The organism is Pseudomonas sp. P1_C12, assembly GCF_056406435.1.
The window spans coordinates 512021-527379 of record NZ_JBFUAE010000001.1 but is presented as its reverse complement, the minus strand read 5'-3'; the positions used below and the strand labels follow the sequence as shown (position 1 = coordinate 527379).

Below are 15359 nucleotides of genomic sequence, written 5' to 3'. Positions count from 1 at the left end.
ATGACCGACACCTTTGATCCGAGCGCCTTTCTGTCCACCGTTAGCGGGCGCCCCGGCGTGTACCGCATGTTCGACAGCGAAGCGCGTTTGCTCTACGTCGGCAAGGCGAAAAACCTCAGGAATCGCCTGTCGAGTTACTTTCGCAAGACCGGGCTCGCCCCCAAGACCGCCGCACTGGTAGCGCGTATCGCCCAGATCGAAACGACGATCACGGCCAACGAAACCGAAGCCTTGCTGCTTGAGCAGACGCTGATCAAGGAATGGCGTCCGCCCTACAACATCCTGCTGCGCGACGATAAATCCTACCCCTACGTCTTTCTCTCCGACGGAGAGTTTCCGCGACTGAGCATTCATCGCGGCGCGAAAAAGGCCAAGGGTAAATATTTCGGTCCTTACCCGAGCGCTGGCGCGATTCGCGAAAGCCTGAGCCTGCTGCAAAAGACGTTTTTCGTTCGGCAATGCGAAGACAGTTTTTACAAGAATCGCACCCGTCCTTGCCTGCAATACCAGATCAAGCGCTGCAAGGCGCCCTGCGTCGGGCTGGTGGAGCCCCAGGTGTATGCGGAAGATGTGCGCCACTCGGTGATGTTTCTTGAAGGGCGCAGCAATGCTCTGACAGACGAGTTGTCCGCCGGGATGGAAGAGGCGGCGATCAATCTCGAGTTCGAACGAGCAGCCGAGTTGCGGGACCAGATTGCGTTACTGCGCCGGGTTCAGGATCAGCAGAGCATGGAAGGCGGGACCGGGGACGTCGATGTGATTGCCGCCTTCGTCAACCCGGGCGGTGCCTGTGTTCACTTGATCAGCGTGCGGGGCGGGCGGGTACTGGGAAGCAAGAACTTCTTCCCTCAGGTTGGTATTGAAGAAGACGTTAGCGAAGTCATGGCCGCATTTCTCGGCCAGTATTTTATCAGCAGTCCTGAGCGCGACTTGCCAAGTGAACTGATCGTCAATGTGGTCCACGACGACTTTCCAACACTGATCGCCGCCATCGACGAGTTGCGCGGTCGTGAACTGACCATCAGCCATCGTGTGCGTGGTACGCGGGCGCGCTGGCAGCAATTGGCGGTGACCAATGCCGAGCAAGCACTGAGTGCGCGCCTGGCGAATCGTCAGCACATTACGGCACGCTTCGATGCGCTGGCCGAGGTGCTGAAGCTGGATGAGCCTCCTCAACGACTTGAGTGCTACGACATCAGTCATTCCAGTGGCGAGGCGACGGTGGCGTCCTGCGTGGTCTTCGGCCCCGAAGGCCCGATCAAATCCGATTACCGCCGGTATAACATCGAGGGCGTTACGGCCGGCGATGACTACGCGGCGATGCATCAGGCGTTGACCCGACGCTTCAGCAAGCTGAAGGACGGGGAGGGCAAACTGCCGGATATCCTGTTGGTGGATGGCGGTAAAGGCCAGTTGTCCATGGCCCGCGACGTACTCGATGAATTGGCCGTACCCGACCTGATTCTGCTGGGCGTGGCAAAAGGCGCGACGCGAAAGGCCGGTTTCGAAACCCTGTACCTGAACGACGCTGCACATGAGTTCACGTTGCGCGGCGATTCTCCCGCGTTGCACCTGATCCAGCAGATTCGCGACGAAGCCCACCGGTTTGCCATCACCGGGCACCGCGCCCGGCGTGGAAAAACCCGTCGGACGTCTACACTGGAGGGCGTCGCCGGCGTCGGACCCACACGTCGGCGGGATTTGTTGAAACATTTTGGTGGATTGCAGGAGCTGTCTCGTGCAAGCATCGAAGAAATTGCCAAAGCCCCCGGGATCAGTAAAAAGCTCGCAGAGTTGATTTATGCAAATCTGCACAGCGAGTAGAATGCCCCCTCACCTCGTAGCCAGTTGTGCCGATGAATATCCCTAATCTGATTACCGTTCTACGCGTTCTACTCATACCGATCTTCATTTTACTGTTCTACCTGCCTTACCAATGGAGCTACCTGGCCTCCGCCTCGGTCTTCGCATTCGCTGCCGCCACCGACTGGCTGGACGGGTACCTGGCCCGCCGTCTGGAACAAAGCACACCGTTCGGGGCTTTCCTCGATCCGGTTGCCGACAAGCTGATGGTTGCGGTTGCACTGGTACTGTTGGTGCAGGAACACGGAAACCTGTGGCTCACGCTGCCTGCTGCCGTGATCATCGGTCGCGAGATTGTCGTCTCGGCGCTGCGCGAATGGATGGCCGAACTGGGTGCTCGTGCCCACGTCGCCGTATCGAACCTGGGCAAATGGAAAACCGCCGCGCAAATGCTGGCGCTGGTGATCCTGCTGGCCAATCCCAAGGAATTCAGTTTCTGGGTCTTGCTGGGCTACACCTTGCTGATGGTGTCGGCTGGCCTGACTTTGTGGTCGATGGTCCAGTACCTGCGGGCTGCCTGGCCACATCTGAAGACCGACGTTGAAAAGAAATAAAACTTTTTTGAATCAAAGGGTTGACGGGGCTTCTGGATTCTATAGAATGCGCCACACCAAGACGCGGGAATAGCTCAGTTGGTAGAGCACGACCTTGCCAAGGTCGGGGTCGCGAGTTCGAGTCTCGTTTCCCGCTCCAAGTTTGTACGCATTTGATGTCGCGCTACTAGACACCAAATGTTTTGAGGCCGAGTAGCAAAATGGTTATGCAGCGGATTGCAAATCCGCCTACGCCGGTTCGATTCCGACCTCGGCCTCCACTAATAAACGAGCTCCGTAGATCTATGATTTACGGAGCTTTTTTATTTGCAGTAGCCTGCAAGATTTAGTCTTGAAAAGGGTATTTGCGAACTTGCTTCACCGGGGCGGGATGTATATATTTCCACCTCTGCTGCACAAGCGTCAGAACTGCCAGATCGTTATTTGACAGAACCTGGACGCTTCACCGCGCTACCGCCCGAATGGCGAAACTGGTAGACGCATGGGACTTAAAATCCCCCGCTCGTAAGGGCGTGCCGGTTCGATTCCGGCTTCGGGCACCATCTTGCATTCCACAGAGCGCTTTTGAGTTCTTTGGAGGCCTTGAAAAACCTGCCTTCTGGCGGGTTTTTTCGTTTTAGCATTCCGTCGGATTCTTGTCCAATCTTCTGGAATCCGGTCATTTAGAGGGTAAAGTTAGGGGTAGTCTTTGGTTCGATTAAGGATAGTACCCTTATGTCGCGCACAACTGCTCCGCTTACCGACGCTGCTTGCCGTTTAGCCAAGCCAACAGACCGTCCCTACAAGCTTTTCGACGGCGACGGTCTCTATCTCCTAATCCAACCCAATGGCCGTAAAGGCTGGCGTCTCAGGTACGTAAAGCCTGACGGCCGGGAGGGGTTGACCTCCCTCGGCAGCTATCCTGTGATTGGCCTTGCCGATGCGCGCCAGAAGCGTTTAGATGCGAAGCGGATGCTCGCAGACGGCATTGATCCCGTTGAGAACAAGCGTAAAGCCAAAACGGAAGATGCTGTCAACGGGCGTACCTTTGAAAGCGTTGCGTTGGACTGGCACAAGAACATGTCGGCCAGATGGACACCGGACCATTCCAAGAATGTGTTGAACCGTCTGAATAACTATGTTTTCCCGTTTATCGGTGCCCGCGCGATTGCTAATCTCGATACTTATGATCTGATGCAACCTTTGGAGGCGATCAGAAAACGAGGAACGATTGACGTCGCCTTAAGGGTACAAAGATACCTGCAAAGTATTATGCGTGAGGCAAAACGCCTTCGTCTTATTCCGATAAACCCTGCGTACGATCTTCAGGGCTTGATCAAAGCGCCGCGAGTCACCCATCGGCCTGCATTGCCCCTATCACGCCTGCCTGAATTGCTGGCACGAATCAATGCCTACAAAGGCCGAGAGCTGACCCGGCTAACGCTCAGGCTGTCGCTGCACGTGTTTGTTCGCTCGAGTGAATTACGTTTCGCTCGCTGGTGCGAGTTCGACCTCAAGCGTGGCGTATGGGAGATCCCGGATACTCGGCCGGAGCTGGAGGACGTACGCCATTCAACGCGGGGGACGAAAATGGCGGGTGATGTCCATCTTGTGCCTTTATCGCCGCAAGTTGTGGCCGTGCTTGAACAGATCCACACCCTCACTGGCACATTCGACCTGGTATTTGCCGGTGATGCTAGGGCCTGGAAGCCGATGTCCGAAAACACCGTGAACAAAGCGTTGCGCACGATGGGGTACGACACGAAGACAGAGATTTGTGGTCACGGCTTCCGCTCAATGGCCTGCAGCGCACTGGTTGAGTCAGGGCTGTGGTCAGAGACGGCTATTGAAAGACAGATGAGCCATCGAGAGCGGAACAGCGTTCGTGCCGCCTACATTCACAAGGCAGAGTTCATTGAAGAGCGCAGGCTGATCATGAACTGGTGGAGTCGGTACCTTGAGGCCAATCTTCAGGAGCATGTCACCCCTCACGAGTTTGCGAATCAGGCCGGCGAGAATGTCACTCGGTTAAAAGTAAAACGTGGCGCAATGAAGTAAGCGTACCGGTAATGCTTCGTTGGGGGTGGCGATTAAAAGGTCGTTCGACAATTGATGTCCTCACTCCGGATAATTTCGACGTGACCACGCGGTTCGTGTGCAGAGCCCTGGGCTCAAGCTAAGGTGTTAACTTCGAGCGGTGGCAAAGGATGTTACCGTTACAGTTGAGGCGTTTGTTGTTCTTCGAGTTGCCACTGGAGTGCTGGGCTTCACATGCCACCTGAGGCATCGGGAAAAACTCGAAAAATGACGGTCAGCATCTGATTTCTACGGGCTAATGATCACGATATACCGCACTTGAGTCGGATTTTTTATTGCGCAGAAGAGCACCATTTAGCAATATCTCGCCCCCCACACTCTCTTTTCAGCTCTCCATCCCTCTCATTTGGGGGCTGCGTCTCGGAGAGGGTGGGTAACCCGGCCTTCGTGTCGGGTTTTTTATTTACAAGCCAACCACAGCCAGCAGAAAAATTTAAATATTTCTCTACCTTCTTAAATGGGGTGCTGGGGGTCGAGTGTTCGAATCATTCCGTCCCGACCATATAATTCAAGGGGTTGCGAGACTTTATCTCGCGACCCCTTTTTGTTGTGCGCCCAGCATGGGCGCAATCTTGTGGGTGAAAGTCCCGCCGTAAGCTGACCACAGCGAACGAAGTGAAGCGCAACTGCATGAGGGCGACCGAGTGTGGGGAGGAAGCGTGGAGCAAAGCCGCGAGCCGATGGACAAGAACCGGATGCAAGGCGATGCCGATCAGGGCGAGCGGGCAGCAAACCGCGAAGTTCTTGTGGTCAAAGGGGCGGCAACGTAAATCCGGCGGTTGTGCGGGGAAGGATTGCGCTCTTACCTGGGGAGATCTCGCCTCGCGCCTGAAAGGGCGACGGCGTTAGCCGGGCCGCGATTCGTGAACAGCTTCTCTCAGGTGTCTACCGGCCCAATCCGGTACGCCGCGTGGTCATCCCCAAGCCTGACGGCGGCGAACGCGAGTTGGGTATTCCAGCGGTCACCGACCGCTTGATCCAGCAAGCGTTGCTGCAGGTATTGCAGCCACTACGCGAACTCACCCGTCGCTCAGGTGGCCGCAGTCTGCGACAAGTTGTCGAGAACCTACGCCCCTATCTTCTGGGCTGGAAAACTTACTTTGGGTTGTCACAAGCGCCGAAAATCTGGCGAGGGCTGGATGAGTGGATGCGACACCGATTGCGAGCGATCCAGCTTAAACAATGGAGACGTGGTCCGACGATCTACCGCGAGCTGCGGGGTCTGGGGGCCAGTGCCCAAACCGCACGGAAAGTGGCGGCCAACTCGTATAGCTGGTGGCGTAACAGCCGCTTTGAGCTCAATCGAGTGCTGGATGTGGCGTGGTTCGACAGGTTGAGTCTGGTGCGACTCTCATAACCTCAATCTCTCGAACCGCCCGGTGCGGACCCGCATGCCGGGTGGTGTGGCAGGGGAACGGCCTATGAAGGCCGTCTCCTATGCCGATTTTGATCGTTTTTACCCCTACAAAACGACTGGCTCTCGGTGGAGTCCTCACCTCTTTCGGAGGAGATGGACGCAAGATTTCTGTGTGCCAATGCCCCCCGCAGGAAGTTTGGCGATGGAGGGCAGGGATGGACCTAGTTGACGGCTCGTCAGGCAGTCTTCTCCAACTTCTATACAGCGGCACCGGAAAGTTTAAAGGCGTCCAGGCCAAGTGATACACGTCTCTGAGAGGCATTCGGCAAGGCTTCTCACAGGCTGTCCGGATCCCCAGCCAACATTTTGACTAGGCTCTAGGACGGTAGTTTTAGGTCAAAAAAGATCAGTTATGCCCCCATTTTTGCCCCCACTCGCACTGGTTTGCGAGCGATCTCGAATGGCGATTCCTGTCAGAATACCAAGATGGTGCGGGGTGGCTTTCAGTGTTATTGCGTTTTGGGATTGGATGGAGAGTATTTGTCCAAGAAAGGGCAGTGTGTCGTCGAGCTTTGTTTCTAAGCCTTTGCATTTAGGCCCAACACTTCACGTAGTGACTCGTTGTCTGGCCAGTGACGATGCATCAGCCACCAAACACCTGCCTGACCGATGGCGCGACTGATGCAACCAATCCCTTGAAGGTGGGTGACGCACAGAGCTGCGATTTCTGATTTTTCTTTGGGGCTTTCGTTGTGGCCATGGGTCTCAAGCGATAAAAATCTATAGAAAACGGTATACAGGTCCAAAACGCCTGCCTCTTTGGCTTGCTCCTCAACACTCTTACGTCGCGGACTCCCCTTTGCCTGCTCCCTCTCGAGATATCTGGCTGTTACTTCCTCGCCAGTGCGCCGGTCAAAGACCTTGGCGGTGCCTGCTTTTAAGTTCATCTTTAGTGCTTTCGCCAATTCAGCAGTACCCGCGTCGCTTTGGGACTTCGCATTGTCAATAGATCGAATGCCCCACAAAACCATTATCAGTTGCTCGAGTAAGCTGCGGCTTAAGACTCCCAAGGAGGCGGAATTTGCCACTGCCCCTAATGCCGCTGCTCCGCTCACGAGCTCCGCTGAGCGCCTCAGCTGTCGACGAGCAAATTCGTCGCGAAGATCATTTGGCCCTTTGGCCTCCATTTCTGATGCAGCGATCAGCAATGAAGCTTGCGTCTTCAAGGACTCAACAAGCTCGTCCAGTATTGCTGATGAAGTGCTCATTCGGCTCTAACACCTTCTGATCTGATATGGATGCAAGACTCTATTCAGTGAATGCGGTTTTTTCTACCCTTTGTGGTGGTGATGGAGGTGGCGGCCTGCTCCCGTGATCAATTGCGCTTGGGTGTGGCGGGGGTATCAAGTCACGGTATTGCAAATGACAAGAGCACGTGAGTGATCCAGATCATCATGGCTCAGATTCAGATTGAGCGTGCCTGTCAGTTCGGTGAGATACCAAGCGGCTTTGGTATCGTTAACTAAAAGTGCGTATTTACCATGCGAAGCGGAGCGGCCGCAGCCCGGTATGCGCCTCACTTGAATGGCCAACCGATGTAGGTCTACCCGCAGCAGTAATCCGTTGCTCACATCATCTGACTGGTCTTCCCTGTACGGAATGATGTGCGCCGTCTCGACCAGCGCGGCGAAGTTGCACCCGCTGATGCAGCACTCTCCGCCATACCGCGCCAGCACGCTTTCTCTGAAATTTGCCTAGCCAGGCTGAACAACCGATGGATGGGTACGAAGCCTCCGCCGATCGGCCTGTAGCAGCTCGAGCTCTCCCGTCGGTGAGACTGTTGGTGTGAATGCCGCTTCCTAGATCTCCAGCGGCAGCGCATCGGCGAGCTCCTGCATCAGTTCGTGAGAGAGCATTGTCCGGTAGGAAGGTTTGGTCGACGATTTGCTCTACAGAGAGCGCAGGATGGCCAGCGTTCCCGCCGCGGCCTCAAGCGACGAAAAGCTGTCCGGGCGGTTGCGAGTCACTTCGCGGGCTGGCTACGTGTCATATTCAGCACCACCACCGCCACGCGTCCCTGCGTGGCAGCCTTGCTACGCTCGACCAGCATCGTCTTCAGCTGCTCCGGGGAGCTGGGGGACGGGCTTCCATCTGCTGGGCGGCGCGGTTTCTTGGAGTGCTCGCCAAACCACAGCACCAGGTATATGCCTAGGCCCGAGCCACGGTGGAAGCTGACATACGCGGCATCGAGCTGCTGGTCGGCCGCGTCCCAGAGTTGCCCGTTCCAGGCACGTTTGATTTCGATGGGCAGTGTGATGTCCATGGTTTCGCACATGATGTCCACGCGTCGTTGGCCGACCACGTGTCTTTCGGGATCGAATCGGATATCTGCCGTTATATGTTCAAACATACCGATCAAACGATCTCGGCAACATTCTTCTCGTTGTGGCGCCTTGCCGTCGTCCATGTAAAACAGTTTCCAAGAGTTGAGCTCGTCATTCTTGATCCGGCGCTGTACATCTTCCAGCTGTTCGAGGATGCAGGCCAGCAAATCGGCTCCGGTGCGCGGTGGTCCGTCACGCTTGATTGCCAGCAACGTCTCCAACGTGGGTGGTTGGTATGCCAATCCCTGGCCTTGCTGGCGTTGCAGGGTACGGCGTTCACACAGGTAATCGGTGTAACTGTCACGGGAGGCTTCGCACAGGAGGTCCATGGCCGAGTGTGCTTCGTGGGTTTGCTGCTCGCTTAGCTGGAAGATCAGGCGTTGCAGGTATTCACTTTGCGGTCTCGACCAGTCTTCATCGATCAGGTTGCCCTTGAGCCAGCCGATCATGGGATACCAGCCCCGGAATCTTTCGATGATCCAGCTGGTGGTGTCCACGCTTGGAGTGAGCATCTGAAACTTACTAAGTGCCAGCAGCAGTTCAGGGTTCACCGGTGTGCAGTCGAGTAGCGCCGACTTTTCCTCGAAGTTCACGATGAGTTGCGCAGCTTCAATGAATAGCGGCATGGGGCGAGAATTTCCCGAGCCCCAATGCCGCAGAGCACGGGGGACTGTGTCTGGCTCATTGTGGGCCAGATGCTGCAAGCACCAGTACTGCGATGCCTCGGGCAGGTCCGGTCGGCACTCCAGCCAGTCGCTTGCCAGTTTCGTCAGGATTTTCTCGGTTTGGTTGTAGAGCTCCGGGTCATCTGGATAAAGCTGCGGGATGAACTCGCCGATAAGCAGGCAGGGTTCGAACCAGAGCTTTATGGCCTCCATCAGAAGTTTGCGTTCGCCTAGCGTCTTGTACACCAGCGTTTCCAGCGTGTCGGGTGCCTTGAAGGGGAGCTGTTTGAGCGAAAGAAAGATGGCGAACAGCGCTTCGGTCGTTAAGCATGCCAAAGAGCTTCGGGTGCGCACGTGCTCGATTGCCGCAGCCAGGATGATCTCTGCGGAAAGCTCTGCCAGCGCCACGTCTTGGTCGTTGCGTTCGTACTGGCTGAATCGGGCGAAGTACTGGCTGATCGCTTCAGCCGATAGGCGTGCTTGAATGTTTCGTAGGTAGTTTTCGAAACCTTGGAAAACTGCGGCTGCCAATTCGTGACCTGCCCACTGCACGACAGCGCCATTTCCGGCCCCTGCATCAAGGCTATGGCGAGATCCGCGCAGGTAGGTTTGCGCCGGTATCGTCAGGTACCGGTGATCGCCTTTGCTCATGGCGGCAATTGCTGCCTTGTGCTCATTCAGCCGGGCAGTGGCGTCGTGACGGTCCTGTTCCACACGGGTCTGGTTTTCGCGCAGTTGACGTTCCCAATGCGCTTGCCGACGGGAGTCCAGTTCGATGTTGCTTGCCGAGGCCAGCCTTTGCGGGTGGCTGCCGGCAAACCGCAGCGCGGCGGCGCGCAGTTGCACGCCGTGCTCGTTGTCGTGATGTATGAGGCTTACCAGAGCCTTCCAGCGCTCGTCCTCTAGATCGTCGGCGTCCAGCCTCGCCAGCATCTCGATCGCGTCGCTTTCCGAGCAATCAAGACCGATCTCTTGCAGCCGCTCATGCCGTTGGCCAAGGCTCTCACCATCTGTGCAGTCGAACATCACATGTTGTTGAACGGCGTGGCGAAAGGCGTGGTCTGCGGCCAGACGCTCAATGATGGTGGGGTCCAGCATTGGGTAAAGCGGAACTGAACAGGAGAAGCTGAACGCACGCCAAGCTTGCGCCGGAGAGAGCGTATTGTCCGTCATCGCCGCCAAGGTCAGGGCAGTAAGCAGTTCGCGAAACTCGTCAACCTGCCGGGTATAGAACTCGGTACAGGACAGCCCTGCGGGAGCCTGGTCGATCAGGCAATTCAACAGTGGCGTGCGTCGCGACGCCGGGAAGTCGGACTTGAGCGGGGCGAACTTGTCCCACAGCTCACCGAAGCGGTCGTTCTGGTCTGAGCAGCCAATGATCAGCGCGGCGAGGAGTTCATTTTCGACACCGTCGAAATCGACCAGGCAAGCAAGGTCGAAGGCTAGCCTGACGGAGTCCGGATCGGCATCTGCGTGCAGGGCGCGAATGCACTCAAGGGACTCATCACCTGACAAGAGGGCAAGCAGTGCTTGTAGTGCTGCTCGACGAGCGCCATACACATCCGTACTGTCGAGTATGACGGCCGACAACCGGTTCTTGAACGGCTCTAGCTTCGCCGAGGCGTCCAGCGATTCGAGAACAAGAAGGCGCAGATGCACTGGCTTGCTTCGATCTGTACCGATGTTTACCAACTCGCCCACCAGGCCTTTGCTGGCCAGTTCAACGGCGGCGCCGGTGCGCCACCAGGAAAGTGCCATTGGGTTACTCGAATAGCATTCTTCTAATCGTTCTAGTAACAGGGTGGTTGAGGCTGGATCAAGCCCGGCCAGGTCCGCGTTCTCGATGACGCCTGCTGGGTCCATGCATATCACTCTTTGGGCCAGATTCGGGCTCATGCACAACCATGCGTGCATGCCGCGCAGGCCAGAGGGCACGATGCCATGCTGATGGAACATCGCAAGCAGCCGGCGCTGGGTTCTGCGAGGCAACGGTTCGTGTGCGAGCCAGTGAGCGGCCAGGTATTCGGCAATGCTGCGGTGGATGCATTCGAAGCGATTGGCATCTAGCGCCCTGAACAGGCGGGTACCCAGCAAGTCTTCGACCCGATCGGCGTTTGGCAGTTGCCTCAGTTCGATGATGGAGACATCGGTTGATCGGGCAGGTTGTGCTTGGCGTGAAATAGCTGTGTGGCCCGTTAGCAGAAGTGCCGCACAGACTGCGCCGGCCAACTCGAACGCTTCCTTGATGGCGAACGCGTTGTTTGTCTTCAGGTCATTATGTTCGCTCACCAGTTGCTCCACGGCCTTGCGGAACAGTTCGGAGCGGCTGCGGGGGAGTTCGCCATGCATGGCGCTTTCGGCAATCAGTTTCAGTGTGTGTGGGTTGCCAAGCCAGTGGGTCAGGCCGAAGCGCTCGAGGTGCGACTGAAGAGTGATGACCCGCTCCGGGGGAAGGTATGCATGCAACTGTGCCTGGATATCTTCGTCATCGAGTGGTTGCAGGTGCAGCTCGGTGGGTTTCTGGCGGTAGGCGGCCTCGATCAAGTGTGCATGCTTCGCGCGCGACCAGTCCGAGGCACGGCAGGACAGAATGAAGGGTGGGTAGTTGCGTTTCTTCAGTTCCAGCAACACCGCCTTCAGCGCAGTTCCGGTGGCAGCGTCTGTTGACTCGTCGAGCGCATCTATCAGCATGACTGTCGAGGTAGCGTCGCCAACCAGCTCGATCTCGTCGGCTCGCACGATGTGCCAACCTGCTTGTGCGGCCAGTTGTGCGAGTAAGCGGCTTTTCCCCATTCCAGCCTCGCCCAGTATCACGATCGGGGCTTGATGCGGGTCAAGCTCGTTATCACGAAGGGGGCCGTGTCGCCCATCTTGGTGCACCAGAGTACGCGGGATGAAAGGAACTTCCTTTTCCATAGCCTGTTTCTTCAGCCAAAAAATTTCGTCTAGGTTAACCTGTCTGAAGACATCAAGAACAACGCGATCACCGCCTCAGGTTACATCTGCCAGAGCCGGCAAGACCTCCGGGTCATTTGCGATTGATCTGCCGGGCCAGCTCGCAACACCCTTAGTTAGATTTGAGTGCGACGACGGGGCTGGATGACGTTGTCGTCGAGCGCGCAGACGGCTTAGTAGACCTCCTACAGGTCAAGTTCACCTCTGCTCAAGCTGCGAATCGCGCTGGCAGATTCCCACGTTTAGTATTGGCCTGACATCAAACTCAGTTGAAGCGTAAAAAGAAGTAGCAGTGATGGCTTTCTGATTTCAGCATGGCTAGGCTGGTGCGTACCAACAAGGAGGTGTAATGAGCCAGTATCTTTTGAGTTTCGCAAGGCAGAACCTTGAAGGAAAGCCTGATGCTTACCTCATGCTCCTCTGGTGTATGTTTAAGGCTAATCAGAGTAAAGGGCGCTACTCCGACCACATCAAATCGCACATCACCACGGCGGCTGATGAGCTGCTGGGCCGTAACTATCAACGGGCTGCTGCACGCTTCAAAAGAGTTCTCGATAGCAGACCGGAATTGGATTGGGTGGCACCGTCAGGTCTGAATCCGCTGGCTAATCTGCGAGTAAAGAATTTTCGAGGGTTCGGAGAGTTCGGCTCCGATGATAAAGGCACTCTCCTTCACTTCAGCCCTCTCAAGAACATCTTCTACGCCCCTAATGGTGGCGGCAAATCATCGCTGTGTGAAGCATTGGAAATCGGCACCACCGGGAATATCAAGGAGGCCGGACGCCGCAAGACCAAGGTCAAACAATATGTTGCGCGTGGAGCAACCAGACCTCAGCTAAGCCTGATCGACACAAACAAGGCACCGGTGACGCAGAGCCTCAGTTGGTCGAGTTGCTTTATCGACCGCAACCGTCTTCAAGAATTTTCGCTGCTGGGCTCGAAGGACACGGGAAGCGCCGAGGGAGACGTCTTGGCCACCTTGTTTGGGCTGGAAGAGTTCCAGGAGGTCCTTTCCCGATTTGTCAGGCCTGAGAGTTTCGTCCTCAAGCCCTTCATGCGCCCTGACCAGACTGATTCCCTGGCAGCTTTAGAGCGCGACCGGGTTGCTCTTGGAAAGACGCGACGAATTCATGCCGCTGCAGTGAGAGCCTCTATCTCAAAAGTCTGTGCGCTTTTGGGGCTGCGAGCTGACCAAGATTACGATGTGCGTCTCAGATACCAGAGGCTACCTAAATTAATCGAGTTGAGGATTCGTAAAGCCGAGCGCCTACGAGTAGCGCAAGGCCCGAGCGTCATTTCCCTGAAGCAAGTGAGTCGTGCCTGTTCCATCGCTAACCGGCTGTTTAGACACAAGGCGACAATCGAAGCAGAATTTCTTCGACGAGCTTCGGATGTAAACTATCGGGCGATTTACCAAGCCCTTGAGGCAATCGAAAATTCGGAAACAGGCGACACTTGCCCGGCTTGTTTGACCCCATTGGATAGAGTTTCTGTGAACCCTTTCGAGAGGGCGCGGCATGAGCTTCAGGCGTTAAGTGCTTTAGAGCAATTGAAGCATTCGAAACGACGGAATGACGAACGAATCGCGTACTTGGCGTCTAGGGTTGCTACAGGGTTGACCATCGTGAAAGCCAATGAGCAAGCTGGCGTTCCATGCGTTTTGCTTACAGATGATCTTCAAGTGGCACTTTCGGACTTTCACGCAGCGACGGATCGTGCCGAGATAGCGTCGATCGTTCTCCGCTTATTTCTGGAACTCCGAGGTAAACACACCAGCGAGCTTGAGGCGTATCTCCAAGCCTGCCAACGCAAGAGCAATGAAGTGGCTCAGTCTGAAGCTCAAGCAACAGAACTCGAACTTCAGGCCAAGGAGCTGAGTCAGCTTGGCGAGGTGCTAAGGCGCCTATTCGATGAAAAGAGAACCGCCGAGAGCGAGTTTAAGATCGTTAGCAATAAGATGGCTGATCTCTCAGCGCAAAAAGCTGAGCTGATGAATGATGCAACTGACAATAGTCACTTTAACCTGCTACTAAAAAATCTTGAGATTGAGTACGGCAACCTTTATCGCGATTTTCTGACTTACAAACTGACATTGGAAAAATCCCGCATCTCCGGGATCGAAGCTAAAGCGGCAGAGTACTATCGAGCCATCAATAATCACGACGATGAGCATGAGCAAATCGATTCGTTGAGCTTTGACAAGGTAGCTGACAGCTACAGGATTAAGATATCAAATGCAGACGGATCCTCGTTAGATGCGTTCTCAATATTGAGCGAAGGGCATCTAAGAGCGCTCGGGTTGTCGTTATTGCTCGCGATGGCTCAAAAGAATAAATTTCCCTTGATAGTCTTCGACGACGTGGTCAACGCCATCGATAGCGATCATCGCTCGAATATCATCGATCTGTTTTTCTCTGACCCCTATCTCCGCCAAATTCAAATGGTGGTTACCACCCACGATCGACTTTTCTGGGAAAGGTTTTGCATCATTGCGGAGCGTCATACCCAATGCGATCAACACACCAGCAACGTGCTGAGCTATACGAATAAGGGCATCGTGGTTATTGATCACGCGGGAGGCTTTCAAGAGAAGGTATACCGCGCATTAGCTGTCTACGATATCAGGCAGGCGTTAATATATTGTCGCATCTGGTTTGAGTCAATGGTGCTGGAGTACTGCATAGAAAAGGGTGTAAGTGTCACTGCTCACTTCAATAAGTCTCAGCTTAAAAAGAGTATGTATCTACAAGTCAGTCTTGAATCGACGTTTTCACTCGTTGAACCCTATATTGATTACGATCTTACTCATTTTGACGTTATCAAGAATGATCTCGTGAACTGGGGTGGGCAGAACCAGGAACATCATGCTTTCGATGAAGGTAGTCTGAATTTCGTGCACTCCAAAACCAGCAAGGAGGTAGTCAGGATTTATGATGCAATCCGCTTGCTAGAGTGTCAGTTATTCACCGCGAGGAAAAAAGATTCCGGGGAAAAATTCCTTGCGGACATCAATGGAAAAATCGAGTGGGGCAAGAGAAAAATGGCGTCGCTTGCTCGCGCACCGGACCATGTCCAGCAGGAGCAACAGATGAGATTGAGCGCGCTCGAAAAGCGTGCCGCCGACCTTGTCCAAGAGCTTGAATTTATCGACTGTTGCCTTGCAAGCGTGGCTCAACGGGATCAGGTCCCAGAAGACCAGCAGATGCAGACTGAAAATCCTCTCCTTGAGGAGCAATAGCCCAATGCAGCTGTTGAGGGTTTATGTTGACCCAGAGCAACCTATGCCGGTACGGGGGGTGAAACGGAGTGGCTTCTCGCCACCGAAAAGTCGGTGGCGACAAAAGTAATGGCATGCCGCTTAGATTTCCAGGCTTGGCTGCTTGATCAATAAAGACTTAAACCTCTGCTTCCCAAGGGCGACGCACGAATCGGACATAGACGCCCAGGGCGTCAACTGGTGATGAGTATTTCCTTACCCCGACGTCGGAGCTGATGAGAAGGATCG

7 protein-coding genes, 3 tRNA genes and 1 pseudogene are annotated in these 15359 nt (G+C 55.2%); 8 read left to right on the top strand and 3 right to left on the bottom strand.

All coding sequences use genetic code 11. The features are described 5' to 3' along the window. The 7 genes and pseudogenes from uvrC to AC1D19_RS02305 all read left to right on the top strand — a co-directional run. Positions 1-1824 (top strand): excinuclease ABC subunit UvrC, encoded by a 1824-nt coding sequence (uvrC, locus tag AC1D19_RS02335; protein WP_477762237.1) that lies wholly within the window; start codon positions 1-3, stop codon positions 1822-1824. 32 nt (positions 1825-1856) lie between these two features. After that, positions 1857-2417: a CDP-diacylglycerol--glycerol-3-phosphate 3-phosphatidyltransferase gene (gene pgsA, locus AC1D19_RS02330; RefSeq protein ID WP_477756494.1), complete on the top strand. Its 561-nt coding sequence runs from the start codon at positions 1857-1859 to the stop codon at positions 2415-2417. Between the two features lie 63 nt (positions 2418-2480). Beyond that, positions 2481-2556: transfer RNA gene (locus AC1D19_RS02325), tRNA-Gly, on the top strand. Between the two features lie 47 nt (positions 2557-2603). After that, a tRNA-Cys gene (locus tag AC1D19_RS02320) sits at positions 2604-2677 on the top strand. Positions 2678-2872: 195 nt separating this feature from the next. Then, positions 2873-2959 (top strand) — tRNA-Leu (locus tag AC1D19_RS02315). Positions 2960-3131: 172 nt separating this feature from the next. Continuing rightward, complete coding sequence (locus tag AC1D19_RS02310; RefSeq protein WP_477762236.1) at positions 3132-4454, top strand: tyrosine-type recombinase/integrase; 1323 nt, start codon at positions 3132-3134, stop codon at positions 4452-4454. Positions 4455-5349: 895 nt separating this feature from the next. Continuing rightward, positions 5350-5850: pseudogene (locus tag AC1D19_RS02305) on the top strand (group II intron maturase-specific domain-containing protein); the annotation flags it as partial. Positions 5851-6428: 578 nt separating this feature from the next. On the opposite strand, the gene AC1D19_RS02300 reads toward AC1D19_RS02305, so the two are convergent. The 3 genes from AC1D19_RS02300 to AC1D19_RS02290 all read right to left on the bottom strand — a co-directional run bounded on the left by AC1D19_RS02300 (position 6429) and on the right by AC1D19_RS02290 (position 11815). Beyond that, positions 6429-7118, bottom strand: a complete 690-nt coding sequence (locus tag AC1D19_RS02300; protein WP_477762235.1) for a DUF5677 domain-containing protein — start codon at positions 7116-7118, stop codon at positions 6429-6431. Positions 7119-7253: 135 nt separating this feature from the next. Beyond that, entirely contained in the window at positions 7254-7586 is a 333-nt protein-coding gene (locus AC1D19_RS02295) for an HNH endonuclease (RefSeq protein ID WP_477762234.1), read from the bottom strand. A gap of 287 nt (positions 7587-7873) precedes the next feature. Then, entirely contained in the window at positions 7874-11815 is a 3942-nt protein-coding gene (locus AC1D19_RS02290; RefSeq protein ID WP_477762233.1) for an NACHT domain-containing protein, read from the bottom strand. 388 nt (positions 11816-12203) lie between these two features. Here AC1D19_RS02290 and AC1D19_RS02285 point away from each other — a divergent pair, with 388 nt between their 5' ends. Next, positions 12204-15092 (top strand): AAA family ATPase, encoded by a 2889-nt coding sequence (locus AC1D19_RS02285; RefSeq protein ID WP_477762232.1) that lies wholly within the window; start codon positions 12204-12206, stop codon positions 15090-15092. Positions 15093-15359: the final 267 nt, after the last annotated feature.

Bases quoted from the DNA above. Each gene is read 5' to 3' on its own strand.
- AC1D19_RS02310 (WP_477762236.1), top strand. From the start codon at position 3,132: ATGTCGCGCACAACTGCTCCGCTTACCGACGCTGCTTGCCGTTTAGCC.
- AC1D19_RS02300 (WP_477762235.1), bottom strand. From the start codon at position 7,118: ATGAGCACTTCATCAGCAATACTGGACGAGCTTGTTGAGTCCTTGAAG.
- AC1D19_RS02285 (WP_477762232.1), top strand. From the start codon at position 12,204: ATGAGCCAGTATCTTTTGAGTTTCGCAAGGCAGAACCTTGAAGGAAAG.
- AC1D19_RS02290 (WP_477762233.1), bottom strand. From the start codon at position 11,815: ATGGAAAAGGAAGTTCCTTTCATCCCGCGTACTCTGGTGCACCAAGAT.
- pgsA (WP_477756494.1), top strand. From the start codon at position 1,857: ATGAATATCCCTAATCTGATTACCGTTCTACGCGTTCTACTCATACCG.
- uvrC (WP_477762237.1), top strand. From the start codon at position 1: ATGACCGACACCTTTGATCCGAGCGCCTTTCTGTCCACCGTTAGCGGG.